This is a genomic window from Devosia sp. CN2-171, assembly GCF_049354815.1.
Classification (GTDB): domain Bacteria; phylum Pseudomonadota; class Alphaproteobacteria; order Rhizobiales; family Devosiaceae; genus Devosia_A.
The window spans coordinates 1,037,980-1,062,613 of the sequence record NZ_CP186479.1 but is presented as its reverse complement, the minus strand read 5'-3'; the positions used below and the strand labels follow the sequence as shown (position 1 = coordinate 1,062,613).

The 24,634-nt window shown below is 64.1% G+C and carries 20 protein-coding genes and 1 tRNA gene; 12 read left to right on the top strand and 9 right to left on the bottom strand.

Translation table 11 applies throughout. From position 1 onward, the window contains the following. Position 1: 1 nt before the first annotated feature. Both ACOYW5_RS05400 and ACOYW5_RS05395 read right to left on the bottom strand, forming a co-directional pair. Positions 2-1,057: an ornithine cyclodeaminase gene (locus ACOYW5_RS05400; protein WP_423068227.1), complete on the bottom strand. Its 1,056-nt coding sequence runs from the start codon at positions 1,055-1,057 to the stop codon at positions 2-4. Positions 1,058-1,104: 47 nt separating this feature from the next. Beyond that, positions 1,105-2,046, bottom strand: a complete 942-nt coding sequence (locus tag ACOYW5_RS05395; RefSeq protein WP_423068226.1) for an arginase — start codon at positions 2,044-2,046, stop codon at positions 1,105-1,107. A gap of 109 nt (positions 2,047-2,155) precedes the next feature. Between ACOYW5_RS05395 and ACOYW5_RS05390 the strand changes: the two genes are divergently transcribed. Further along, the gene (locus ACOYW5_RS05390) at positions 2,156-2,605 is read left to right on the top strand and encodes an Lrp/AsnC family transcriptional regulator (RefSeq protein WP_423068225.1); all 450 of its coding nucleotides are present in this window, start codon (positions 2,156-2,158) and stop codon (positions 2,603-2,605) included. Positions 2,606-2,729: 124 nt separating this feature from the next. On the opposite strand, the gene ACOYW5_RS05385 is transcribed toward ACOYW5_RS05390, so the two are convergent. Next, on the bottom strand, positions 2,730-3,830 hold the full coding sequence (locus tag ACOYW5_RS05385) for a pyridoxal phosphate-dependent aminotransferase (RefSeq protein ID WP_423069408.1): 1,101 nt from the start codon (positions 3,828-3,830) through the stop codon (positions 2,730-2,732). Between the two features lie 158 nt (positions 3,831-3,988). Here ACOYW5_RS05385 and msrA point away from each other — a divergent pair, with 158 nt between their 5' ends. Then, entirely contained in the window at positions 3,989-4,636 is a 648-nt protein-coding gene (msrA, locus tag ACOYW5_RS05380) for a peptide-methionine (S)-S-oxide reductase MsrA (RefSeq protein WP_423068224.1), read from the top strand. 106 nt (positions 4,637-4,742) lie between these two features. Here msrA and ACOYW5_RS05375 read toward each other — a convergent pair whose 3' ends face one another. Further along, complete coding sequence (locus tag ACOYW5_RS05375) at positions 4,743-5,612, bottom strand: mechanosensitive ion channel family protein (RefSeq protein ID WP_423068223.1); 870 nt, start codon at positions 5,610-5,612, stop codon at positions 4,743-4,745. A 131-nt stretch (positions 5,613-5,743) separates the two neighbouring features. Between ACOYW5_RS05375 and ACOYW5_RS05370 the strand changes: the two genes are divergently transcribed. Beyond that, positions 5,744-5,819, top strand: a tRNA-Lys gene (locus tag ACOYW5_RS05370). Between the two features lie 119 nt (positions 5,820-5,938). On the opposite strand, the gene ACOYW5_RS05365 is transcribed toward ACOYW5_RS05370, so the two are convergent. Next, the gene (locus ACOYW5_RS05365; protein WP_423068222.1) at positions 5,939-6,850 is read right to left on the bottom strand and encodes a helix-turn-helix domain-containing protein; all 912 of its coding nucleotides are present in this window, start codon (positions 6,848-6,850) and stop codon (positions 5,939-5,941) included. Positions 6,851-7,009: 159 nt separating this feature from the next. Here ACOYW5_RS05365 and ACOYW5_RS05360 point away from each other — a divergent pair, with 159 nt between their 5' ends. From ACOYW5_RS05360 to ACOYW5_RS05340, 5 genes are all read left to right on the top strand, one after another. After that, the gene (locus ACOYW5_RS05360; RefSeq protein ID WP_423068221.1) at positions 7,010-9,100 is read left to right on the top strand and encodes an ABC transporter substrate-binding protein; all 2,091 of its coding nucleotides are present in this window, start codon (positions 7,010-7,012) and stop codon (positions 9,098-9,100) included. Positions 9,101-9,168: 68 nt separating this feature from the next. Beyond that, the gene (locus ACOYW5_RS05355; protein ID WP_423068220.1) at positions 9,169-10,179 is read left to right on the top strand and encodes an ABC transporter permease; all 1,011 of its coding nucleotides are present in this window, start codon (positions 9,169-9,171) and stop codon (positions 10,177-10,179) included. 56 nt (positions 10,180-10,235) lie between these two features. Further along, positions 10,236-11,357, top strand: coding sequence for an ABC transporter permease (locus ACOYW5_RS05350; RefSeq protein WP_423069407.1), 1,122 nt, complete (start codon positions 10,236-10,238; stop codon positions 11,355-11,357). Between the two features lie 26 nt (positions 11,358-11,383). Continuing rightward, positions 11,384-13,030: an ABC transporter ATP-binding protein gene (locus tag ACOYW5_RS05345; protein WP_423069406.1), complete on the top strand. Its 1,647-nt coding sequence runs from the start codon at positions 11,384-11,386 to the stop codon at positions 13,028-13,030. A 25-nt stretch (positions 13,031-13,055) separates the two neighbouring features. Further along, positions 13,056-14,426: an alpha-glucosidase/alpha-galactosidase gene (locus ACOYW5_RS05340; protein WP_423069405.1), complete on the top strand. Its 1,371-nt coding sequence runs from the start codon at positions 13,056-13,058 to the stop codon at positions 14,424-14,426. On the opposite strand, the gene ACOYW5_RS05335 is transcribed toward ACOYW5_RS05340, so the two are convergent. Then, the gene (locus ACOYW5_RS05335; RefSeq protein WP_423068219.1) at positions 14,423-15,289 is read right to left on the bottom strand and encodes a helix-turn-helix domain-containing protein; all 867 of its coding nucleotides are present in this window, start codon (positions 15,287-15,289) and stop codon (positions 14,423-14,425) included. The genes ACOYW5_RS05340 and ACOYW5_RS05335 overlap by 4 nt on opposite strands. A 91-nt stretch (positions 15,290-15,380) precedes the next feature. Between ACOYW5_RS05335 and ACOYW5_RS05330 the strand changes: the two genes are divergently transcribed. Beyond that, positions 15,381-16,835, top strand: coding sequence for an alpha-glucosidase/alpha-galactosidase (locus tag ACOYW5_RS05330; protein ID WP_423068218.1), 1,455 nt, complete (start codon positions 15,381-15,383; stop codon positions 16,833-16,835). An 81-nt stretch (positions 16,836-16,916) separates the two neighbouring features. Here the strand turns inward: ACOYW5_RS05330 and ACOYW5_RS05325 are convergent, their stop codons facing one another. After that, positions 16,917-18,887, bottom strand: coding sequence for a phospholipase D-like domain-containing protein (locus ACOYW5_RS05325; RefSeq protein ID WP_423068217.1), 1,971 nt, complete (start codon positions 18,885-18,887; stop codon positions 16,917-16,919). Positions 18,888-18,958: 71 nt separating this feature from the next. Continuing rightward, a complete protein-coding gene (locus ACOYW5_RS05320; RefSeq protein WP_423068216.1) occupies positions 18,959-20,500 on the bottom strand; it encodes a tryptophan halogenase family protein in 1,542 nt (513 codons plus the stop codon). 345 nt (positions 20,501-20,845) lie between these two features. Between ACOYW5_RS05320 and ACOYW5_RS05315 the strand changes: the two genes are divergently transcribed. Next, positions 20,846-21,706, top strand: a complete 861-nt coding sequence (locus ACOYW5_RS05315; protein ID WP_423068215.1) for a hypothetical protein — start codon at positions 20,846-20,848, stop codon at positions 21,704-21,706. Beyond that, positions 21,648-22,373: a LuxR C-terminal-related transcriptional regulator gene (locus ACOYW5_RS05310; protein WP_423068214.1), complete on the top strand. Its 726-nt coding sequence runs from the start codon at positions 21,648-21,650 to the stop codon at positions 22,371-22,373. The genes ACOYW5_RS05315 and ACOYW5_RS05310 overlap by 59 nt, the downstream gene beginning before the upstream one ends. On the opposite strand, the gene ACOYW5_RS05305 is transcribed toward ACOYW5_RS05310, so the two are convergent. After that, positions 22,364-23,710 carry a sensor histidine kinase gene (locus ACOYW5_RS05305; RefSeq protein ID WP_423068213.1) on the bottom strand — a complete coding sequence of 449 codons (1,347 nt, stop codon included), beginning with the start codon at positions 23,708-23,710 and terminating at the stop codon, positions 22,364-22,366. The two genes, ACOYW5_RS05310 and ACOYW5_RS05305, sit on opposite strands and share 10 nt — an antisense overlap. A gap of 228 nt (positions 23,711-23,938) precedes the next feature. Here ACOYW5_RS05305 and ACOYW5_RS05300 point away from each other — a divergent pair, with 228 nt between their 5' ends. Then, on the top strand, positions 23,939-24,634 hold the full coding sequence (locus ACOYW5_RS05300; RefSeq protein ID WP_423068212.1) for a YjbE family putative metal transport protein: 696 nt from the start codon (positions 23,939-23,941) through the stop codon (positions 24,632-24,634).

Genomic DNA, 24,634 nt, shown 5'->3' with positions numbered 1-24,634 from the left:
ATCAGCCGGCCAGTACATCCTCGAGCACACTCGCAGGCACCGGCCGATGCGCCGGCACGGCGAGGCCGAACAGGTCCTTGGGGTCGTCCAGCTCCGGAACGAGGTCGATATCCCGCACCGCCCCCCGCGTCAGGTCGCGGACATAGCGCAGGGTGGAGAAGTCCTCGACCGCGAAGCCGACGGAATCGAAGAGCGTGACCTCGGTCGCCGTGCGGCGGCCGGGGGCGTTGCCCGTCAGCACCTGCCACAGCTCCGTGACCCCGAAATCTGGCGCCATCTGCTGGATTTCGCCCTCGATGCGCGTTTGCGGCGTGAACTCGGTGAACACCGACGCCGCCGCGACCACATCGGGATGCAGCTCGGTTTTGCCCGGGCAATCGCCACCGATGGCATTGAGATGCACGCCCGGCTGGATCATCTCCGGCGTCAGCACCGCGGCGCGTGCCTTAGTCGCTGTCGCCGTGGTGACGATATCCGCACCCGCTACGGCATCGGCCGTCGAAGCGGCGCGATGGATGCGGAGGCCTGAGCCGGCAAGGTTGTGGCAGAACTTGTCCACCGCTTCGGTATCGAGATCGAACACCCGCACTTCGGCAATCCCGAGCAGCGCCCTGAACGCCAGGGCCTGGAACTCCGACTGCGCGCCCGCGCCGATCAGCGCCAGCACCTGCGCGCCCGGCCGTGCCAAGGCCCGCGCCGCGACCGCCGACGTCGCCGCCGTGCGGAGCGCCGTGAGGATCGTCATCTCCGAGACCAACAGCGGATAGCCCGTCGCGACGTCTGCCAGTACGCCGAAGGCGGTGACGGTCAGCTTGCCTTCGCCGGTGTTCTTCGGGTGCCCGTTGACGAACTTCATCGCGTAGAGCTCACCGTCCGAAGCCGGCATCAGCTCAATCACGCCGTCGCGGCTATGGCTCGCGAGCCGTGCCGCCTTCTCGAACATCTCCCAGCGCCGGAAATCGGCCTCGACATAGTCCGCGAGCCCGGCGAGGAACGGCTCGATGCCGATCGTTTCGAGCAGGGTGCGAATGTCGCTGGTGCCGATGAACTGGGTCATATCTGCCTCTTACTTTTCCGGAGCAGTCAGGCTCGTGGTTGAAGGAACTATGCAGCGGCGCGCCGACGGGCCCGCGCCACGAACTGCTTTTCGCCGAACAGCCGGGCGGTGAGGTTGACCATCAGGTCGGCGCTCATGCAGCCGCTGTCGAGAAGGGGGTTGAGCTCGACTAGATCGAGCGAGCCGACGCGGCCGCTGCGATGCAGCATGTCCATCACCTTTTCGCCCTCAGGGAGGCTCAGGCCGCTGGCGACAGTTGTACCGACACCGGGCGCGAGGCTTGGGTCCATAGCATCGACGTCGAGCGACAGGTGCAGGTGCCCGTTCGCTGCCTCGACGCGATCGAGGAAAGCGCGGAGCGGGGCTTCGACGCCGCTGACCCGCAGCACGTCCATGTCGACCACCTGCACGCCACGCGCATCGATCAGCTGCGCCTCCTCGCAATCGAGGGCACGGGCGCCGAGGATCATCACATTGGTCGGATCGACCGGCGCGAACCAGCTGGCGCTGTTGGTAAAGCCGGGCTCGCCGCAGAGCCGCGCCAGCGACATGCCGTGGATATTGCCGGTTTCAGTCGTGGCCCAGGTGTTGAAATCGCCATGCGCATCGAACCACAGCACGAAGAGCGGGCGGCCGTTGTCGCGGCAATGCCGCGCCACTCCGGCCACCGATCCCATCGAGATCGAATGATCGCCGCCGAGGAACACGGGCCGCGCGCCACTATCTAGTGTCCGGTATCCCGCCGCGCTGGCCCGCACCGCGAGCGAGTCGATCTCGGCGCCCCGCGACAGTTTTGGCTCCACCCCGATATCGCCAAGGTCCGCGACGGCATAGCCGACGCCGGCCAACCGCTCGGCGAGGCCCGCTGTGCGCAGCCCGTCCGGCCCGAGAACCGCGCCGCGGCACGACGCGCCGGCATCGGTCGGCACGCCGATCAGGTCGATACGGTTGCCCGCAATCGGGCGGCGGGGACGGGAGTCGTGGAGCATCGGGGTCCTCGATTCAGGTGAGGACTAAAATGTGGCGCCGATGGCTGCTGGCAAACAGTCGGAATAGTGCTAGATGTGACCAGTAGATTGAGCAAAGTGGTGGCATCAGGTGGCAGAAAGTACATTCAGTCTCGATGACCTCGATCATCGCCTGATCGCGCTGCTGCGCACCGACGGCCGCCTGCCGGTCGCCAAACTCGCGACCGAGCTTGGCGTGTCCCGCGCCACAGTGAGTGCCCGCATGGAGCGGCTGGTGAAAACCGGCGCCATCGCCGGCTACACGGTGATGCTGCGCTCCACCGGTCGCGCCGACGCGGTGCGCGCCATCACCATGGTCGAGATCGACGGCAAGAACTCCGAAGCCATCATTCGCCGGCTCACCGGCTTCCCCGAGATACGCACGCTCTACACCACCAACGGCCGCTGGGACGTCGTTGCCGAGATCGAGACCCCGACGCTGCGCGAGTTCGACGAGCTGTTGCGCAAAATCCGCCAGGTCGACGGCATCGCCAACACCGAGACGAGCATCCTGCTCACGGCACGGAAGGAATTGGGGTAAGGGCCCCGCTGCCACCACCCCCACAGGTTATCATCCCTGCGAAGGCAGGGATCCATTTCGCCGCCCGCGCCAGCTGATAGTTGGATCCCAGCCTTCGCAGGGATGACAGCAGTGGATGGCAGACCTACAGCGCGTCTCGTAGCGCTCTAGGCAGCTCCTCGGCCACGATATCCATCTCGGCCTCGGGCCCGACACTGATGCGGATATGCCGGTCGAGCCCGGGAGCCATGGGCTTGCGCACGAATACGCCGCGCGCCTCCAATGCCTTCAGCACCTTCATCGCGTAGTCGCCGTCGCGACCGCAGTCGATCGCAACGAAGTTTGCCTGCGACGACACGGCGCCGAGCCCCGCCGCCTCGGCAATCTCATAGAGCCGCTCCCGCGCCGCGGCGACATTCCCAACCACCTGATGCAGCCAGTCCTGATCCGCAAGCGCGGCCAGCGCCGCTACTTGACCCAACCGGGTGACGCCAAAGTGGTTGCGGACCCGGTCGAAGGCGCCGATGAACCCGGCCTCCCCGATGGCATAGCCGACGCGCATGCCCGCGAGACCGTAGGCCTTCGAGAAGGTACGGGTCCGGATGACGTTAGGCCGGTTGATGTCCAGCGCGGGGAGAGCGAAGTCCGTCGCCGTCTCGCAATAGGCCTCGTCGAGCAGCAGCAGGGTCTCGTCGGGCACTGCCGCGATGAACCGCTCGAGCTCCGGCGCATCCCAGTGCGACCCCATGGGGTTGTCGGGGTTGGAGAGGTAGATCACCTTGGCCCGCTCCCGCCGCGCCGCCTCGAGCAGCCCGTCGAGATCCTCCTGCATGCCGCGATAGGGCACGGCGACCACGCGGCCGCCATAGCCGGCGACGTGGTAGTTGAAGGTCGGATAGGCACCCAGCGAGGTCACCGCGACATCACCGGGCTCGATGATCAGCCGCGCGATCAGCCCGTGCAGCCCATCGATGCCTTCGCCGATGACAATGTTCGCCGCGGGCACGCCGAGATGCGCGGCCACTGCGGCGCGGAGATCATGCACCTCCGGATCGCCATACTTCCACGTCTCGCCAGCGCTCGCCGCGATGGCCGCGATCACCTTCGGCGACGGCCCGAAGCCGCTCTCGTTGGCGCCGACGCGGGCGCGGAACGCTATGCCGGTCCGCCGCTCCAGGGCCTCGGGACCGGTGAACGGCACGGAGGAGGGGAGTGCAGTCGCGATGGCAGTGAGGATGGAGCGCATGGTGGCGCGCAACTTACCCGTCCGGCAGGCCGCCGCAACTCAATCTATTCGCACCAGATCGTCCGGAAGTTTCACGGCAGAGCAGCACATTTCTTTGTCTTGTGCGTGTCGGCGCGCCGGTCCACCTTCGGCCCAACAACTTCCCTCAGGGTGAACCGATGAAGCGGAATACTATTGCACTGGCAGTCGCAATGGCCGGCGCCATGTCGATGACCGGAGCCCAGGCGGCCGAAACAGCGACAGCGATCTTTGCCGGCGGCTGCTTCTGGTCGGTGGAGAGCGACTTCGACCACGCCCCCGGCGTGATCTCGACCACCTCCGGCTATATCGGCGGCCACGTCGCCAACCCGACCTACGAGCAGGTGGTCACCGAAACCACCGGCCACCGCGAAGCGGTGAAGGTTGAGTACGACCCAAGTGTCATCAGCTACGAGAAGCTGGTCGATACCTACTTCCACTTCATCGATCCGATCGAAACGCGCGGCCAGTTCTGTGATTTCGGTGAAAGCTACACGTCGGCGATCTATGTCGGGAACGCCGACGAGATGAAGCTCGCCGAGGCCGGCAAGGACGCGACGGCCAAGGCCCTCGGCAAGGACGTGGCGACGATCATCGCCATGGCCCCGACCTTCTATCCCGCCGAGGAGTACCATCAGGACTTCTGGGAGAAGGCCGACCCGTACCCCTTCAGCGGCATGCCCAGCAACGCCCACTACGCCCGCTACCGCGCCGGCTGCGGCAAGAACGCCCAGGTCGAAGCCATCTGGGGCGCGGAAGCCTTCCGCGGGCTGGATGGGCACGCCTGAGGTAAAGGGGCAGGCCACCTTGGCCTCCCCAACCACAGATGTCATCCCTGCGCAGGGATGACAGCCGGTGGGTGTCGGGACGGCGAGGGTAATGCCGACCTGATCCCTAACTCAAATCCGGCGTCTGCTCGGCCGCCGTCTGCGTATGCGGATCGGCGGCGAGCTCCACCTGGGCATGCTCGTCAGTGGCAGCCAGCATCTTGTTGACCGCGACCTTGGCTTTCTCGGTGATATCGCGCAGCGCGTTGAGGTAGTCGGCCGTCGGTACCCAGGCGCGCATTTGGAGGATGATCTTGTCGCCGGCGAAGCTGTCGACATGCACGGCCGGCGCCGGATCGGCCTGCACCCGCTTATCCGACGTCGCAATCTTCAGCATTGCCTTACGCGCGGCGGCCACGTTGATCGAGTCGGGCACCGTCACGTTGACATCGATGCGCCGGCGCACCTCGCGGCTGTGGTTGGTGATGGCGCCGGACCAGAGCGTTTGGTTGGGCACGAAGATATAGAGACCGCTGGTCGAGCGCAGCCGCGTCCCGAAGAGCCCGATCTCCACCACGACGCCGGCCACCCCGTTGCCCACGACATATTCGCCGATGGCGATCGGCCGCTGCCAAATCAGCATGATGCCGGCCGCGATATTGGACAGCGTATTCTGCAGCGCCAGCGCGATCGCGAGGCCCGCGGCACCCAGCACGGCATAGATCGAGGTGCTGGAGACGCCGATGAAGCTCAGCGCCGTCACGATGGCGAAGACCAGGATGCCGTAGCGCGTCACCTGGCTCAGCAGCGGCGCGAAGTTCCTGTCGACGCCCTGTGCGCGCGGCAGCAGCGCCCTGACGAGACGCGACAGAAATCGGGACAGGTACCAGCCGATCGCCAGCACAATGATCGCCGAGATCACCCCGCCCGAATTGGCGAGGAACCAGCGCCAGAGCGTGGTCAGGAAATCGACGGACTCGGCGACGGCATCGTTCATGGATTCGGCTTCATCGGCTGGCTGTGGCTGCGCGTTAACTTAGCGATCTGGCGAAACCGCGAAAGTCCACATTGAACGCGAATGGGTGCTGGACAACCCAAACTCACCCTGATAGTCACCCGCTCGGCCCAGGGTGCGTAGCTCAGATGGTAGAGCAGCTGACTCTTAATCAGCGGGTCCACGGTTCGAGTCCGTGCGCACCCACCAGCCTTTCTCTCCTAGAGAAATGCTGGTTTTCCCGGTCCTCCCCACTTCGTTAGTCGAGCTCAACGGTTTTCGGTCGTGGCGACCGGTTTCCAGCTCGCGCTCGTTGAGCGCGCCGAGCATCACTGGTGGAAATGCTGCGACCGGAGCTGGCGGGGCGTGATGCCGTAGGCGTTGCCGAACTGGTGGTAGAACTGGCTGAGCGAGGCGAAGCCGGACTGGAAGGCGACGTTCTCGATCGACAGGCTCCCCTCGAACAGCAGGGCGCGGGCGCGGATCAGGCGCATGCGCAGCACGAAGCGGTGGATGGAGACGTTCATGACGGCGGTGAAGAGGTTCAGCGCGTAGTTGGGATGCAGGCCCACCACCTTGGCGATGTCCTCGGCCCGCAGCGGTTCGCTGAGGTTCTCGAGGATGTGACGGATCATCGCCACCACATAACGCAGGGGGGTGGCCCCCCGCGTCGCCGGTTGTACGGCCTCGATCCAGGGCGACAGCAGCTCGTCCCAGCCATCCACTGAAGCCCGGCGCAGCATCAGGCCGATCTCGGAGCGCAGGATATCGCCGCGCTCGGCGTCGCCCCGGCGGTAGTCGTTGTACCAGCGCACCAGCGTCTCATCGCCGATGCTGTCGAGCGGCAGGGCGATCACGCCGCCGCCCATCATGGTTTCGGTCAGCCTGCCGAGCTTGGGCATGTGCAGGAAGCTGTCGAGCGGCAGGTAGACATTGCACTGCCGGCTGTCGCCGTTCGGGCCGCGATCGATCCCGGTAGTGCGATGCGGGATGCCGGCCCAGAACAACACCAGCCGGCGCGCCGGAACCTCCACCGGCTTGCCGTCGACCAGGTAGTCCATGCTGCCGGCGGTCAGCCAGTTCATCTCGATATGGCCGTGGAAGTGCTCGCGCTCCATCATCTGCGGGTCGAACCAGCGGATGCCGAACCGGCCGAAGGCCGCTGTCTTGGCGTAAAACTGCCGGTCGGGACGCGGCACCGGCGGGGCGGCTTTGAGTTGCGGCGAGGAGGGGTTCGGCATGGCTCCCGATATCTTTAAAAGCCGGAAATACCCACCCAGATATCGGATTGTTGCGGCCGCGGCAAGTCGTACCATCACCATAGCTGGACATAGCGGAAAATAGGGCGGGAGGCTCTGTTTCCGGCACTTTGTGTGTTGCCCAGCGTAATGGGAGGTACCATGCGAAAGCCAAAATATGCCCTTGGCGGGGCAGGATTGCTGCTGTCCGTTTCGATCCTAGCGGCGCAGGCGCAGACCGTAATGCCGACCACGCCGCCCGAGGCGCCGAACTTCGATGCCCAGGGCCAGGTCAGCTTCGTCGGCGTCAAGGACATCTACGAGTACAAGGCTCTGCCCGAGTATCACGAGCCCGCGTACATCACCGAGAACTTCGTCAACAAGGGCACGCTGCCCCCGGTTGCCGAGCGCCTTCCCAAGGAGCCGCTGGTCTTCAAGACCTCCAACATGCCTGACGGCAACGGCGTCTACGGCGATGCGATGCGTCACGTCATCGGCGGCCGGCCGCAGACCTGGAACTTCTGGGGCGGCCTCAACTACGGCTGGGGCGGCATCGACAACGGCATGAACGAGTGCCTGACCCGCACCGGTCCGCTGTTCATGGTGAAGGCTGAGGAACTCGAGCCACTGCCCAATCTCGCCAAGAGCTGGGAATGGTCGGAGGATGGTCACACCCTGACCATGCACATCGTCGAGGGCATCAAGTGGTCCGACGGCGATCCCTTCACCACAGAAGACCTGATGTTCTACTGGAACGATCACGTGATCGATCCCAGCGTCACGCCCACGAGCGGCCAGTCGCCGGAGTCCTATGGCGCCGGCACCACGCTCGAGGCTCCCGACGACTATACCCTGGTGTGGAAGTTCCAGGAGACTTTCCCCAAGCAGTATCTCTACACGATGGCGGCCTTCTGCCCGCCGCCGTCACACATCCTCAAGCCGATGCATCCCACCTACAACAAGGACATGACGGCTGAGCAGTATGCGAGCTATCCGCCGCCGGAATACATGAACTTCCCGGTGCTTGGTGCCTTTACCAATGTCGAGTACCGGCCTGACGACATCGTCATCCAGCGCCGCAATCCCTATTACTGGAAGGTCGACGAGGCTGGGAACCAGCTGCCGTACCTCAACGAGATGCACTACCGGCTGAGCACCTGGGCCGACCGTGACGTGCAGACCGTGGCCGGTACGGCGGACCTCTCGAACCTCGAGCAGCCGGAGAACTACGTCGAGGCCCTCAAGGGCGCGGCACTCGAAACGTCGCCGGCCCGCCTCGAATTCGCGGCGCGTCTGCTGGGCTACGGGCTCTACCTCAATCTCTCGGCCAATGGCTGGGGCGAACCAGATGCCCGTGGACAGGCTGTCCGCGAGCTCAACCGCAACCTCGACTTCCGCAAGGGCGTGACCACAGCGCTCGATCGGCAGCGTCTGGGTGAATCGCTGGTCAAGGGTCCGTTCACCGCCATCTATCCAGGCGGCCTCTTCGGTGGCACGGCGTTCTACGACCGCGCATCGACCGTCTACTATCCGTTCTCCATCGAGCAGGCCAAAGCCTACTTCACGGCGGCGGGTCTGGCCGATACAGACGGCGACGGGTTCTTCAACTGGCCGGCCGGCAGTCCGGCTGGTACCGGAAACGTCGAGATCAAGCTGCTTGCGGTCGGCGAATACGGCACCGACCGGAACCTGGGCGAAGGTGTTATCGCCATGATGGAAGCGGCTGGCCTCCGGGTCATCGCCGACTTCGTGGCAAACGCTCAGCGTGACCCGATCCGCGACGCGGGTCAGTACGACTGGAACGTCAACCGCTTCAATACCGCCGAGCTGTTGACGGTCGTCCAGAACACCGCCGCCTTGGCTCCCACCGGTCCTCGCATCACCTACCAGCACCGGGCCGGAACCGACGGCACGCTAGACTTGCTGCCGTTCGAGCAGGAGATGGTCGACATCGTGGCGAAGTTCAACGCCAGCCAGGATGCCGCCGAACGCGTGGAACTGATGAAGCAGTATCAGAAGCTTCACACCGAGAACGTCTGGCTCGTCGGTCTCACCCAGTACCCGGGTGCGCTGATCCTGAACAAGCGACTTGCCAATATCCCTCCCGGCACGCCGCCGTTCCACTTCAACTGGTCCGAGGACTCCCTGATGCGCGAGCGCATCTTCGTGCCCGCGGACAAGCAGCCTGGCTACGAGCAATACCCTGACTCGCTCCCGGGCGCTCCCGGCTCGGCTGGTGCCGTAACTCAGTAGAGTCCGCTCACCTCGTCAGGGGGGCCTCCGGGTCCCCCTGCTTCCTGCACCGGGACCAAAGAAGCGCCATGTTACGGTTTCTCATCATTCGTGTGTTGTCGGCGATCCCAATCCTGTTCGTCCTCAGCCTCGTGACGTTCCTGATCATTCAGGCGCCCCCTGGGGACTACGCCGACTCCATCGCCACCATGCTGGTCAATCGTGGCGGCGCCTCGCTGGAAGTCGCCGAGCAGCAGGCGCAAGCCTATCGCCTGGCACACGGCCTCAATGATCCCCTCCCGATCCAATACTTCAACTGGCTGTGGGGTATCATTACGCGCTTCGACTTCGGCGACAGCCTCTACTACAACAAGCCCGTCAGCGCCGTCGTCCTGCAGCGGCTGCCGCCCACCATTATGATCGCGCTGACCTGCCATTTGCTGGCCACCGGCATCGGGATTACGCTCGGAACGATCGCGGCTACCCGGCAGTACAGCTGGATCGACACTCTGTTCGGGGTCATCTCGTTCCTCGGCATGACGATCCCGCGCTTCCTCCTGGCGCTGATCTTCATCTACATCCTGGCATTCCGTCTCAACGTGCAGGAAATCGGCAGCTTCTTTTCGACCAAGTATGGCGGCGCCCCCTGGTCATGGGACAAGTTCGTCGACCTCGTCCGCCATGTCTGGCCTGTGATCGTCATCGCGACCTTCGGTGGGCTCGCCTACAATATGCGCGTGATGCGCGGCAACCTGCTGGACGTGCTCAACAGCCAGTACGTTGAAACCGCGCGGGCGAAAGGCTTGTCCGAAGGGGCGGTGATTTTGAAGCACGCCGTCCCCAACGCCATCCATCCGCTGCTCGCCTATCAGGGGGTGGCGCTGCCCTACATGCTTACGGGTGAGATCGAAGTCGCCATCGTCTTCGGCCTCGCGACCGTGGGGCCGGCCATTGTCGGATCCATGGGTGTCGGCGACGTCTTCGTCACCTCGACGTTCATGCTCGTGCTCGCCGCGACCCTCATTGTCGGCAACATCATCGCCGATATTCTGCTCGCGGTTCTCGATCCGCGCATCCGTCTCGGAGGGGCGCAGGAATGACCGATCTCAAGGCACACGAGGCAGAGCCGCTTCCGACCGATCTTGCCGCTGGCCCGATGCCGTCGACTGAACTGACTGATACGGGAGTACGCGAGCGCTTCATTCGCGGCAACGAGGGCTACGCCACGCTGGTATGGCGACGCTTCCGGCGCTCGGCCGTCGGCATGCTGGGCCTGATCCTTGTTGGCTTGCTGCTGGTCGTATCCCTGTTCGGCGACTTTTTTGCGCCGATGGACCCCAAGCGCACCGAGTTGGCCTTCGCGCCACCCGACGCAATTTCCTTCATCGATCCGCAGGGCAACTTCAGCTTCATGCCCTACGTGTACCCGATCGGCGAGACTGGCGAGTTTGATCCCGTAACGTTCCAGCCCATTACCGGGCCGGTGAAGGACAATCCTACGCAAGTAGGCTTCTTCGTAACCGGCCATTCCTACAATCTGCTTGGTCTGTTCCCCACCAACATCCACTTCTTCGGCTCGGTCGATGGCCGCCCCATCCATCTGCTCGGCACGGACAAGCTCGGCCGCGACATTCTCTCGCGTGGCATCGTGGGGTCGCAGATCTCGCTGACGATCGCCATCGTTGTGGTCGCGCTTACAACCATCATTGGTACGCTGGTGGGTATCGCCTCGGGTTATCTGGGCGGCCGCTTCGATACTTGGGTGCAGCGTTTCGTCGAGTTCGTCCTCGCCTTCCCGCAATTGCCTCTATACCTGGCGCTGACGTCGCTGATCCCGGTCACTGCTCCCTCCAACGTCTTCATCGCCTTTGTCATCTTCGTCATGGCGGCTCTGGGCTGGGCGCAACTGAGCCGCGAGGTGCGGTCCAAGACGCTCTCGCTTGCTCGCATCGAGTATGTGCGAGCGGCCATTGCGGTCGGTTCGAGCGATGCGCGCATCATCACCCGCCACATCCTCCCCAACGTGATGAGCCATGTGATCGTGGCCGTGACCCTGGCGGTGCCGAGCGTGGTGCTGCTCGAGAGCTTCCTCGGCTTCCTGGGCTTTGCGGTGAAGCCGCCACTGATCTCGTGGGGCCTTATGCTGCAAGATACCGGCACCTTCTCGGTGATCGGCTCTTACCCCTGGATTCTCTCGCCGGTGGTGTTCGTGCTGATCGCCGTCTTTGCCTTCAACGCGTTGGGCGACGGCCTGCGCGACGCCATTGATCCTTACTGAGGCCCGTGATGACCAATCAGTCCAGCATGGCGCCCAGTGAGCGTCACGATCTCGGCGCGCACGGCCGCGAATTGATCCTCGACGCGCGCAACATCGCCGTCGACTTCAAGGTCGAGGGGGGCGTCGTCAATGCCGTCCGCGACGTGTCCTTCCAACTGCACAAGGGCGAGACGATCGCGCTTGTGGGCGAAAGCGGGTCGGGCAAATCAGTCACGGCTCGCGCAGTGATGCGGCTCCTCACCAAGCGCGCCAAGATAGGGGCGAACACCCGCATCTCGCTTGCCGGACGCGACATCTTCGCCATGTCCGACGCCCAGATGCGCAAGCTGCGCGGCAACGACATTTCGATGATCTTCCAGGAGCCGATGAGCTCGCTGAACCCGGTCTACACGATCGGACAGCAGCTCTGTGAGGTGCTCCACTTGCACAACCGCATCTCGCGCGCCGAGGCGATGCGCCGGGCGGAGAAGCTGCTCGAAGAAGTGCAGATCCCCGAGCCGGCGGCCCGGCTGCGCTCCTATCCGCACCAGCTCTCGGGCGGCCAGCGGCAGCGCGTGATGATCGCCATGGCGCTCGCCAACCGGCCTGACATCCTGATCGCCGACGAGCCGACAACGGCTCTCGATGTCACCGTGCAGGCGCAGATTCTCAACCTCATCAAGGATCTCAAGGCCAAGTACGGCATGGCGGTGATCCTGATCACCCACGATCTGACGATCGTCCGCCAGTTCTCCGAATACGTCTACGTGATGCAGCATGGCCGGGTACAGGAGCACAACGTCACCGAGGCGTTGTTCACCAACCCCCGTCACGCCTATACCCGCCACCTGCTTGCGTCCGAGCCCAAGGGCAGCGCCAAGCCGATCGCCGCGGACTCCCCGACGATCCTCTCCGGCGAAGAGGTGAAGGTGAGCTTCACGTTGAAGCGCGGCGGCTTCTTCAAGCCGGATTTCTTCGAGCTCATCGCCGTGGACAAGCTGTCGCTCAACCTCAAGCGCCACGAGACGCTTGGCCTCGTCGGCGAAAGCGGCTCGGGCAAGACCACTTTTGGCCAGGCGCTGATCCGGCTGATCGGCAATCAGGGTGGCAAGATCTTCTTTGACGGCCAGTCGATCCACGACAAGGACCGCGAAGCGATGCGGCCGCTGCGGCAGCGCATGCAGATCGTCTTCCAGGACCCGTTCTCTTCACTCAACCCGCGCATGTCGGTGCGGCAGATCCTCGAAGAGGGGCTGATCGTCAACAAGATCGGCGCCAACTCGCGCGACCGTGTCGATCGCGTCCGTGCCGCTTTGCGCGATGCCGGTCTGCCCGACAATATCCTCAGCCGCTTTCCGCACGAGTTTTCGGGCGGCCAGCGCCAGCGCATCGCCATCGCCCGTGCGATCGCCCTCGAGCCCGAGTTCATCCTGCTCGACGAGCCGACCTCTGCCCTCGACCTGTCGGTGCAAGCGCAGATCATCGAGCTTCTGCGCAAGCTGCAGGACGAGCGCGGGCTGTCCTATCTCTTCATTTCGCATGACCTCAAGGTCGTGCGCGCCCTCTGCCACCGCGTGATGGTCATGCAACATGGCAAGGTCGTCGAAGAGGGTCCGGTGGCTGACGTTCTCAGCAACCCCAGGACCGAATACACCTCGAGGCTCGTCAGGGCCGCTTTCGAAATTGCCGCGTGAATCCGGCATCTGACTTACTGGAGACATTATGACCAACCCCAAGATTACCTTCATCGGCGCCGGCTCGTCGGTATTCATGAAAAACATCGTCGGCGACATCCTACAGCGCGAGGCGTTGGCCGGTGCCGAGATTCGCCTGATGGACATCAATCCGCAGCGGCTTGAAGAGAGCGCGATCATCGCCGGCAAGCTGGTTCAGACGCTCGGCGTACCGGCGACGGTGAAGACTTACTCGAACCAGCGCGAGGCGCTCGACGGCACCAATTTCGTCGTCGTCTGCTTCCAGATCGGCGGCTATGAGCCCTCGACCGTCGTCGATTTCGAGATCCCCAAGAAGTACAACCTGCGCCAGACCATCGCTGATACGCTCGGCGTCGGTGGCATCATGCGCGGGCTGCGCACCGTGCCGCACCTCTGGTCGATCTGCGAGGACATGCTGGAGGTCGCCCCCGAGGCGGTGATGCTGCAGTACGTCAACCCGATGGCCATCAACACCTGGGCCATCGCCGAAAAGTACCCGACCATCAAGCAGGTCGGCCTCTGCCACTCGGTGCAGGGCACGGCGCACGAACTCGCCAACGATCTGGGCATTCCCTACGACGAGATTCGCTATCGCTCGGCGGGCATCAACCACATGGCGTTCTACCTCAAGTTCGAGCACCGCCTGCCCGACGGCAGCTATCGCGACCTCTATCCCGATCTCGTTCGCGCCTACCGCGAGGGCAGGGCGCCCAAGCCGACCTGGAACCCGCGCTGCCCCAACAAGGTGCGCTACGAGATGCTGACCCGGCTCGGTTATTTCGTCACCGAAAGCTCGGAGCACTTCGCCGAATACACCCCGTATTTCATCAAGGAAGGCCGCGAGGACCTGATCGAGAAGTTCGGCATCCCCCTCGATGAATACCCCAAGCGCTGTGTCGAGCAGATCGAGCGCTGGAAGACGACGTCGGAGGAGTATCGCAAGGCCAACCGCATCGAGGTCAAGCCGAGCAAGGAATATGCCTCTGAGATCGTCAACTCGGTCTGGACCGGCGAGCCGGGCGTCATTTACGGCAACGTGCGCAACAATGGCGTCATCACCTCCCTGCCGAACAACGCAGCCGTGGAAGTGCCGTGCCTCGTCGACAGCTCAGGCATCCAGCCGACCTATATCGGCGACCTGCCGCCGCAGCTGACCGCGCTTATCCGCACCAACATCAACGTGCAGGAACTGACGGTCGCGGCGCTGATGACAGAGAACAAGGAGCACCTCTACCACGCCGCCATGATGGACCCGCACACCGCGGCCGAGCTCGACCTCGACCAGATCTGGCACCTCGTCGACGACCTGCTCGCTGCCCACGGCGACTGGATCCCCGAATGGGCCCGGCCGACGAAGCGCCAGAAGGTCGCCTAAAACTCCCCGCGATGCGCCGACGCGCGGAACTCACCGGGCGTCGTGCCATGGGCGCGGCGGAAGGCCTTGGCGAAGTAATTGCCATCGGCAAAGCCGCAGGCAGCAGCGATTTCGCCGATTCCGGAGTCGGTGGCGATCAACAGCCGCTCGGCGCGCTCGATGCGCTGGGCGAAGACATAGTTCGATGGCGCGCTGTCGACCGCGGCCGTGAACAGCCGGACGAAATGCGCCCGGCTCATCTGGGCAATGCCGGCGAGCCGGTCGACGCTCAGGTTGGCGGCAAGGTTGCGATCGATGTGGCTGAGTACGCGCTGGATAGCGACCGGGGCATCGATGGTTGCCGTATCGCTGCTGGTTGTCGTGCCGTCATGCACTGCCATGATGGCCGTATAGGCCGCCGCGGAGGCGAGGCCGGTCGGCAGGTCGGTGCCGAGCAGCGACAGGCAGCCGGCCGCCAGCCGGTCCACCGCGTCGGCTCCCGGACGAATGACCGGGCCGTTGGCGTCGATCACCGCGCGCGCGATCCGCAGCGCTTCGCGGCCATTGAGCGTGATCCAAAAATACTCCCAGCTTTGTCCTGCAGCCAGCCAGTATCGGTTGCGATGCGGAAAGGTCAAAAGCATCGTGTCGCCGGGCTCAAGCACATGGTGTGTGCCCTCGAAGTCGAGCTCGCCACGTCCCGCGATCGTATGCTGGATCAACGCGAACGGCTGGGACCCGCGTTTCATGCCCTCCCACGAATAGGCTTCGTTGAACCGCCGCTCGAACCCGGCGGCCCGCGCCATGCAGTGGAGCGGCAACGCGCCCTTGGGCGGGTCCGCCATGCGCAGGCCGTGGCCATGATCGATCAGCTGTGAAAGCACAAAATTACCCTCAACCGCACAGCATTTCTCTACACCCTAAGAGGGCGTCGCGGTAGTCAGTCAGCATGAGCCCGAGGAGGAGATTATCGCCATGACGTTCAAGGTCGCCATTATCGGCGCCGGCTCGGTCGGCTTCACCAAGACACTGATCTCGGACCTCCTGAAGGTACCGGAATTCGCCGATGTCGAGTTCGCGCTGACCGATATCAACGCCCACAACCTGGACATGATCCACCAGATCATCTCCTCGATCGTGGCGGTCAACAACCTGCCGGCCAAGGTCACCGCGACCACCAACCGGCGCGAGGTCATCACCGGCGCGCGCTATATCATGAGCTGCGTGCGCGTCGGCGGGCTCGAGGCCTTCGCCACCGACGTCAACATTCCGCTGAAATACGGCGTCGACCAGTGCGTGGGCGACACCATCTGCGCCGGCGGCATCCTCTACGGCCAGCGCAACATCCCGGTGATCCTCGATTTCTGCAAGGATATCCGCGAGGTCGCCGAGCCCGGCGCGCTGTTCCTCAACTATGCCAACCCGATGGCGATGAACACCTGGGCAGCCGACCTCTATGGCGGCGTCGACGTCGTCGGCCTCTGCCACGGCGTGCAGCATGGCGCGCACCAGATCGCGCAGGTGCTGGGTGTCCGCGACGACGAGCTCGACTATGTCTGCTCGGGTATCAACCACCAGACCTGGTACATCGATATCCGCGCCAAGGGCCGCAAGATCGAGGCGGACGAGTTGCTCGCCGGCTTCGAGATGCACCCGGTCTATTCCAAGCAGGAGAAGGTGCGCATCGACGTGCTCAAGCGCTTCGGTGTCTACTCCACCGAGTCCAACGGCCACCTGAGCGAATACCTCCCCTGGTACCGCAAGCGCCCCGAGGAAATCTCGCGCTGGATCGACATGAGCGACTGGATCCACGGCGAGACCGGCGGCTACCTCCGCCACTCGACCGAGCGCCGGAACTGGTTCGAAACCGACTTCCCCAAGTTCAAGGCCGAGGCGACCAAGCCCCTCAGCGAGCACAAGCGGACCACCGAGCACGCCAGCTACATCATCGAGGCGCGCGAGACCGGCCGCACCTATCGCGGCCACTTCAACGTCCGTAACAACGGCATCATCAAGAACCTGCCGGCCGACGCCATCATCGAGAGCCCCGGCTTCGTCGATCGCTTCGGCCTTAACATGGTCGAAGGCATCGAGCTGCCGATCGCCTGCGCCGCCACCTGTTCGGTCTCGATCTCGGTGCAGCGCATGAGCGTCGAAGCCGCGATGACCGGCAACATCGACACGCTCAAGCTCGCCGTGCTGCACGACCCGCTGGTCGGCGCTATCTGCACCCCCGACGAGGTCTGGCAGATGGTCGACGAGATGGTCGTCGCCCAGGCCCAGTGGCTACCGCAATATGCCGACGCCATCCCTGCCGCCAAGGCCCGGCTGGAAAAGGCTACGGTCAAGACCAGCGACTGGCAGGGCGCCGCCCGCAAGTCGGTCCGCTCAGTCGAAGAGCTGCGCGAAATCAAGGGCGCTCATCACTAAGGCGCAAACGAGTCCCTCCCGACTGGCCCCGTAGCCCTGGCTGCGGGGTCTTTGTCTGGGGACGTCCCAAGTGCGTGGGCGTCAGTTGTTCCGTGCCAGGTATCGAACCAGCGCGCCCTTGGTCTGGGCGACGTAGTCGTCCTGCCAGCTGTCGTCCTTCTCGAGAAAGCCGGACCAGCCCTTCTTTCCCTGTTTCTTGCGCTCCGCCTCCACAGCCCGGAACCTGTAGTGGTCGTAGACGTCGAGGATATGGACCGCGTAGGCCTGCGCCAGTGCCTTGTGCCCGGTGACGATCAGCAGGTTCTCGTCATTGGCGTAGGAGGCCTTGAACCCGAGGTTGTGGCTGCCAAGGATCACCGTGCAATCGTCTGACAGGGGATCGATGACCACCACCTTGTCGTGCACGATTGCACCGATACTGCCCCGCGCGGTGAGTTGCTCGAGGCCGAAGTCGCCCAGCAACGACCTGTCGTCGATCCGGGCGGCACGCACGATCGACACATTGGCTTCGCTGAAGGTATGCGGCGAGATCGCGGCGACATCATCGCTTTCGTCCTCCGTGCCCTTCTTGTCCTTTGCCACGTAGTTGGGCATCGCGTTGGCGCTGGACACCGCGCCGGTGACGATCAGTGATTTGTCGTCGCGACCGAATTCCACGGCCTTGCCGATGATGCAGTCCTTGCCGCTTTGTCCGGGATAGAAGGCGAGGAACAAGATTGCGTCCTTCGCCAGCCGCATCCTTCGATAGACTTCCGTCAGGTCGAGGGGCGTCTGGGTACCCTTGCTAACCCGTTGCGTGTTAGGCGAGAACCAGCACTGGACCTTCGCACTACCCACCGTCACCTCGAGCGGTGTCTCATTCTCCTTGCGGAAAGTCTTGCCTTGCACGTTGTCGGGCATGGGCTTGCTTAACGGGGTCGGCACCGCCAGCACATCGGCCTTCATACGGTCCCAGTAGCCGAGGAAGACCTCGGCAAGCCCGTCATCCTCGATCAGAAGCGCATTGTTGGTCTGCCCGGCCAACCCGGTCGAGGTCCAGTTGGTGCTGCCCGTAAACACCGAGCGGGTGCCGCTGGGAGGCACGTGGACCACGAACTTGTTGTGCCCGATATGACCGCTGCTGTTGAACATGCGGTGCTGAATATCGACGCCCGCGTCGATGAGCTTCTTCCGGGCCGCCTTGTTGCGAGCGTCCCACTTGTCGTCTTCGGCTCCGGTGTTGGCGAGGATCAGGTGAATGCGGCCTGCGACCTTCAGCAACAACTCGACCAGTTCCTGGTCGTCGAGTTCGTAGAGCGCAAGGAAGAACTCGCCCTCGCGTCCTAGCAGCTCGCGCAGCATCGGCAGCACGTCCCCGGCGAGGTACTTCCGGTGGGGATCGCCCGGGTTGGAGAGCTTGTTGATGAGCTCGTCCGGCTGGACCTTACCATCCGCAAGTAGCACGTTGCTGAGCCACTGAGCCGCAAGGATGCCATTGGTGAAGGTCGACTGAAACTGGCCCAGTCGACGGGTGATATGGAGGTCGTTGCTCGCGACCGCCGGCCCAAGATAGCCGAGTGGCCGCGGCGTGCCCGTATAGGCCTTATCCTCGATCCGCACGGGCTTGCCATTGGCGTCGAGCACCAGCTTGCCCTTCTTGTCCCGCTTGGTGACTTTTCGCACCTTCGGGGTCGGGTCGGGCGCCGCCTCCATTCCCGGCTTCAGGTCGCCGACGGCCCGCACTTCGTAGCGGACGCGCACCTCATCGGGGCGCAGCTTCATCTCGTTGCGCCGCTTGCGCAACGTCAGATCTCGCCAGGATAGTTTCTGCACCGGCCAGATGCCGGTGTCCTGCGGCAGCCAATATGGATTGCGCTGGCCCTTGAAGGCGACCCAGGCGGCACACCGCACCCGGTCTTCTTTGCCATCGCGGATGGCGACATTACCAGCCTCATCGAGATAGACTCGTGTGACTTCGAACCCAAGGCAATCCGGTATCTTTTCGTCAATATCCCAGGCAACGAAGGCAACTTCATTGTTGCAGTATGCGGAGACGGAAGTAATCGACGCCAATTGTCTGCCCTCCGATTGGGTGGGCGATAATCGGTGAATTGTCCGTCACAATCAATTCGGCAAAGTGTATTTCATTTCCACCGTCCCTCCCGCACGCCCCTCAAGAACTCCGCGTGCCCCAGCGCCTTCGTCGCGGCCTGCTTGTATTCCTTCACCAGCGCGTCGTGCGTCACCTTGGCGAAGCTGCGGAGCTTGGGGTCACGCGCCATCTCGGCTTTCGCGACTGCTGGGTCGAGCAGGCCGAGACCGTCGAGCACGGGGTAGTGGAGCTGCGTCTCCGTGTGCGGCAAGCCCGAGAGATATTGCGGGAAATGTTCGTACCGCGGCATCTCCTTTCGCCACCGCGCGAGACGCTCTTTCGTCTCGGGATGGATGCGGTTGGCGCGCACCTCGCGCCAGAACGGCGTGTCCTCGCGCTCGGTGACATAGTGCGTGTTGACGAAGGTGCGGAAGTCGTCGACCTGCCGGCCGACGCGGGCGTTGTAGTGGTCGCGCATCTCCTGGCCCATTTCCTTGGGATTGCGCAGGTACTCGGCGCCGAACAGCATCATCTGCACGATCGTGCCGTGGATCGAGGTGGATTCGAGCGGCTCGAGAAAACTGGATGACAGGCCGACCGCGACGACATTGTTGATCCAGGCCTTCTCCAGCCGGCCGATCTTGAACTGGATATCGCCGCGCACCTCGACCTTGCGGCCGAGCACGCGTTCGATCTCGGCATGCGCCTCGTCGGGCGTGCGGAACTCGTCGGAGAAGACATAGCCGCAGCCGTAGCGGAACTGCGTCGGGATCTGCCACATCCAGCCGGCCTCCTGGGCCCAGGCGCGGGTGTAGTTGGCGATCTCCTCGCCCTCTTCGATCGGCAGCCAGAAGGGCAGGGCACGATTGACCGGCAGTTCGTGCTGGTAGCTGATCCACGGCGCGTTGAGCTCGCCAACGATCAGGCGCTTCCGGAAGCCGGTGGCGTCGACGAAGAAATCGCCCTCGAGCCGCTGTCCGTCTTCGAACAGGATGGCAGTGACGTCGCCGGTCTCGGCATGGCGCTCGACGCCGGTCAGCACGTTGTCGACGATCTCGACGCCCGCGGACCTCGCCTTGAGATACTTGCCCACCAGTGCCTGGTCGAAATGATAGGCCGGCAGGTACGGGCCGAGCGCGAGCAGGGAGTCGTCCGCCTTGGTCGTCCACGGCGCCTTCTTGCGCTGGAGCAGCGGGCCGAACATGTGCATGTCCTGCACGGGCTTACCTACCGAAACGGCATAGACATTGAGGTAGTCGCTCGGCGCGCCGGGAGCCTCCACCACCTGGTGCGGGTCGTCGATCGGGCCATAATAGGTATAGCCCTTGCGCCGCCAGTCCTCGTGCCGGATGCCGAGCTTGTAGGTCGCCTCGCAGCTCCGCATGAAATCGAAGATGTCGATGCCGAAGTGGCGGAGGAAGACGTGGAAAGCCGCCGTCGTCGCCTCGCCCACGCCGACCGTCGGGATCTTGCTCGATTCGACCACATGCACGCTCGCATCGAGCTTCATCCGCTTGATGCCGTCCTGCAGGATGAAAGCCGTGATCCAGCCGGCGGTGCCGCCGCCGACCACAACAAAGCGTGATGGTGCCAAGATATGATCCTCCCTGAAACCAATCTATCGGCCGGCCCATCCTCTGCAAGCGCAGGCCAACTCGTTTGCGTATTTCCCGGAGGGAAATGGGTATGCAAAGGAGTGTGGCCGCTCCGCTCCGGCCGCCGGGAAATGCTGGTTACGCGGTTACGGCCCAAGGTCGCCATTGGTCCCGTGGTCTTGGGTCCGTATTAATGTTGTGTTAGGGATAAGTTTGCCGGTCGGGCAGTTGTCCTGCATGATCAGGATGTGGATTGGATGAGGTTCTCTCATCCCTTATCGACACGGAGGTCGTGGGATACTTTGGGTGCGAACGCGTCATATAAGGGTGTTCGACGCGATCCCATGGCGGCCGCAGTAATCGTGGCGGCGAGCGCACGTCGCGCGCGCCCCTGGCGGCCGGTTTTACAGGCCGCGATGCTCAGCGCAGCGATAGCAGGCTTTGCCGCGCCGTCCCTTGGTGCCGAGCCTGTCGATTGGCTGGTGGGCAAGACCCGCGGCACCGTCCTGGCGTTGTCCGGCGATACCTGGGCCGAAATCGGCACGAGCACCGCTGTGCCGATGGGCACGCCGGTACGCACGCTGCAGGGTGGCTATCTCGAGCTGCTGGGCGAGGGGGTTACGATCACCCTCGGCGCCCTGTCGGCGGTCTCCGTCGATCTGCTGAGCGGTCGCCTGGTCCTGACCCAATATGCCGGCTCGCTGCAGGTTGAGGCTCAGTTGGTCGCCGGGGGGCTGATCATCCAGAGCAAGGCCGTTCGGATCACCATTGGCGGCGGTTACGCGCGGCTGACCGTCGATATTGCCGGAGAAGTCGAAGTCGACGCCGGCAGTGCGACCGTGGCCGTCGCCGGGGAACCGGCCGTTGTGGTGTCGGCTGGACAATCCACCTCGACGATAGAGGGCGAGGTCACCGATGCCGGCGTGGTGGGCGCCACCAACGCGGCAAATGCAAACAGCAACGCCACCAACAACGCTGGCGGCAACGTCAACAGCAACGCCGGCGGTAACGACAATTCCGGCGGGAATGGCAACGGGAACAACGGGAACGGAAACGGGGGGAACGGAAACGGCAACGGAAACGGTGCCGGTGGAGGAGGCCAAGGCAACGGCGCTGGCGGCGGCGTCGGTAACAACGGCAATGGGAATGGAAACGGGAACGGCAACAGTAACGGGAACGGCAACGGCAACGGGAAGGACAAATAGCACAGGCAGGACGCGGCTCGTCTTCGTCGACGATCATCCAACCCTGCTCACAGGCATAGCCGCACTCTTTGACGGGCAGGACGATTTCGAGATCGTTGGAACCGGCACGTCTGCCGCGCAGGCGGTAGAACTGGCCGCATCGGTGACACCCGATGTGATCTCGCTCGACCTCAGCATGCCGGGAGACGTGTTCTCGGCCATCGGGGCGATCTCGGAATTGAGCCCGCTTACACGGATGATCGTGTTCACGGCCTATGCCGACGTCGATATGGCGCTGCGCGTGCTCGATGCGGGCGTCCACGGCTTCGTGCTCAAGGGCAGGCCGTCGAGCGACCTGTTCGAGTGCATCGGAACGGTGATGGCGGGCGGCATTTTCGTGTCACCCGAGTTCTCGCAACGGCTGATGGCCGGCTTCCGCAACCGCACCCGCCGGGTGCGCGAGCAGACGTCGACGCGGCTGAGCGCTCGTGAACAGCAGATCGTCCAGTGCTTGTTCGAAGCCAAATCGAACAAGGAGATCGCGCGGACGCTCAACCTCACCGAGAAGACGGTCAAGCACTACATGACCAACCTGATGAACAAGCTGCGCGTGAAGAACCGGCTCGAAGTCGTGCTGGCGGCGCAGCGGATGACCGGGCCGTCGGCCATCCTCGTTCCTCAGCTCTGAGACTGGCTAGGCCGGAGTGGAATGCGCGCCTCGACATGCGCCAGTTCCGGCCCGATCCGGGCTGATAGCGTGCCGCCGACCGACTGGATGCGGAACCGCATGGCGTGCAGGCCAAGTCGGTCCCGGGCCACGTCCTCGCCTTCCTCGGCCATCCGCACATGGTTGCTGGAGCCCAGCACCAGTGTTTCGCCATCGACACGCGCCGTGACGTGTTCGCCGTGTCCGTCACCGTGCCGAAAGGCATTCGAGAGGCACTCCTGCACGAAGCGATAGGCGCAGACCTTGACGTCCATGCCCGCGTCGGCCCCATCGAGCTCCACCTCCGCGGCGACCGCGCGCCCGGTCTGGTTCTCGTAGCGCTGGATCGCGAGGCGTAGCACCCGCTCGAGACTATGGTCGGCGAGCTCGGGCAGCACGAGCCCCGATGATATCGCCCGCAATTCATCCATCGCCTGCGTCGACAGCGATACGGCCGCGTCCACGTCCGCGGCCTGGGGCGATGAGCCGCCGCGCGTGAGGCGCAGGATCATCAGCGTCATCAGCTGCAGCGGCCCGTCATGGATGTCCGATCCAACCCGGGCGAGCACGCGTTCGTTGGCGACTGCCGCCTGCACCCGCAGGTCCTCGGAAGCCTTGTGCAGCAGGCGGTTTTCCTCGAGCAGCCCACGGGTTGCGAGGAGGTTGCGCGCCAGCGCAAGCCGGTGCCGCGTAATAACGGCGCCCGTTGCATCCATGATGGCCGCCAGCAGCCCGATTGCCAGGAACCCGATCACCGCCACGATTATCCACACATCGACCTGCGCCTGCGCCTGGATTGCTCGCACCGCGCGGGCGGAGAGATAGAGTTCCGCCACGGCAAACGTCTCGCCGTTATCGAGGCTCCGGAGCGGCGAATAGATCTTGAGCACCGGGAGCGCAACGCTGGGGATATCGCCAACCGCCTGCAGCGGCAGCTCCTCCACCTCGCTCGTGACGATGCCCTCGGCCGCCCGGCGCAGCGCCTCGCTGCTGCTTTCGTCCTCGATCCCGCCCAGCGACTGGAAGAGTACGTTATCGGCGAAATCGCGCACCCGGATCTGCAGCAGCCGGCTCGAGGTAGCATTGTTGGCGATCTGGAAGACGCCCTCCAGCCCTTGGGACAGCGCAGCGGGGGACGGCGGGCTGCCGGCGCGCGTCACGATCAGCGACTCGATGCTCGCCGCCGCCGTTTCGCCCACCCCGCGCGCAATGCCCGATGCCAGGTAGTTCCCGATCCAGGCGCCAAGCGCCAGCATGCAGGCCACAACGACCAGCACGGCGATGGCGAAGAAGCGCTGCGACAGGCTGAGGGTGCGCATGCCAAGCCTGGAACGGATCCCTCTGGGCCGCGTCGGACGATCGTCAACCTCCATCGCGACTCCCAGGTCCGGTGGCTGCTGTAATGCTAAGCCCCCGCACGGCCGATCACAATCGCTGCGGACCCCATCGGATATCGGCTTGACAAGGGACTAACCCGAACTTCCAGCTTCACAAGCCTGCAATGGACCACTACATAGCCCCTCACCCGCAACGGATAGGACGATGACATGCCTTTTGGCCTTGACCCTTCGGCACTCTGGGCCTTCGCCAACGTCATCGTAATCGACCTCGTCCTCGCCGGCGACAATGCCGTCGTGATCGGTCTCGCCGCTGCCGGCCTGCCGGCCGACCTGCGGCGCAAGGCCATTCTCATCGGCATCCTCGCCGCCACCGTCCTCCGTATCTGCTTTGCCCTGATCACCACGCAGCTGCTCTCGCTCGGCGGCGGCCTGCTGATTGCCGGTGCGTTGCTGCTGCTGTGGGTGTGCTGGAAGATGTACCGCGAGCTGTCGGTCTCCCACGCAGAAGAGCACGCGGCGACCGAAGCGCTGGCTGATGCCGACCTCAACAGTGACGGATCCGTCGCCGGCGGCGCCAAGCGCAAGACGCTGCGGCAGGCCGTCCTGCAGATCATCATCGCCGACGTTTCGATGTCGCTCGACAACGTGCTGGCGGTCGCCGGCGCAGCCCAGCACCATGAGGTTGCGCTGATCTTCGGCCTTGGCCTGTCGGTGTTGTTGATGGGCGTCGCCGCGAGCTTCGTGGCCGAACTGCTGCACCGCTACCGCTGGATCGCCTGGGTCGGCCTCGTGATCATTCTCTATGTCGCGGTCAGGATGCTCTACGAAGGCGTCGACCAGCTCGTGGGTCACACCCTGCCGATGATCCCGCTGATCAAGGGCGCGCCACCCGTCCCACACTGA

What these genes read in the sequence shown, in the direction of transcription:
- ACOYW5_RS05350 (WP_423069407.1), top strand. Translation starts at nt 10,236, where the DNA reads ATGCCGTCGACTGAACTGACTGATACGGGAGTACGCGAGCGCTTCATT.
- ACOYW5_RS05305 (WP_423068213.1), bottom strand. Translation starts at nt 23,710, where the DNA reads ATGCGCACCCTCAGCCTGTCGCAGCGCTTCTTCGCCATCGCCGTGCTG.
- ACOYW5_RS05310 (WP_423068214.1), top strand. Translation starts at nt 21,648, where the DNA reads ATGGAAACGGGAACGGCAACAGTAACGGGAACGGCAACGGCAACGGGA.
- ACOYW5_RS05365 (WP_423068222.1), bottom strand. Translation starts at nt 6,850, where the DNA reads ATGCCGAACCCCTCCTCGCCGCAACTCAAAGCCGCCCCGCCGGTGCCG.
- ACOYW5_RS05400 (WP_423068227.1), bottom strand. Translation starts at nt 1,057, where the DNA reads ATGACCCAGTTCATCGGCACCAGCGACATTCGCACCCTGCTCGAAACG.
- ACOYW5_RS05355 (WP_423068220.1), top strand. Translation starts at nt 9,169, where the DNA reads ATGTTACGGTTTCTCATCATTCGTGTGTTGTCGGCGATCCCAATCCTG.
- ACOYW5_RS05375 (WP_423068223.1), bottom strand. Translation starts at nt 5,612, where the DNA reads ATGAACGATGCCGTCGCCGAGTCCGTCGATTTCCTGACCACGCTCTGG.
- msrA (WP_423068224.1), top strand. Translation starts at nt 3,989, where the DNA reads ATGAAGCGGAATACTATTGCACTGGCAGTCGCAATGGCCGGCGCCATG.
- ACOYW5_RS05330 (WP_423068218.1), top strand. Translation starts at nt 15,381, where the DNA reads ATGACGTTCAAGGTCGCCATTATCGGCGCCGGCTCGGTCGGCTTCACC.
- ACOYW5_RS05360 (WP_423068221.1), top strand. Translation starts at nt 7,010, where the DNA reads ATGCGAAAGCCAAAATATGCCCTTGGCGGGGCAGGATTGCTGCTGTCC.
- ACOYW5_RS05315 (WP_423068215.1), top strand. Translation starts at nt 20,846, where the DNA reads ATGGCGGCCGCAGTAATCGTGGCGGCGAGCGCACGTCGCGCGCGCCCC.
- ACOYW5_RS05300 (WP_423068212.1), top strand. Translation starts at nt 23,939, where the DNA reads ATGCCTTTTGGCCTTGACCCTTCGGCACTCTGGGCCTTCGCCAACGTC.
- ACOYW5_RS05395 (WP_423068226.1), bottom strand. Translation starts at nt 2,046, where the DNA reads ATGCTCCACGACTCCCGTCCCCGCCGCCCGATTGCGGGCAACCGTATC.
- ACOYW5_RS05385 (WP_423069408.1), bottom strand. Translation starts at nt 3,830, where the DNA reads ATGCGCTCCATCCTCACTGCCATCGCGACTGCACTCCCCTCCTCCGTG.
- ACOYW5_RS05345 (WP_423069406.1), top strand. Translation starts at nt 11,384, where the DNA reads ATGGCGCCCAGTGAGCGTCACGATCTCGGCGCGCACGGCCGCGAATTG.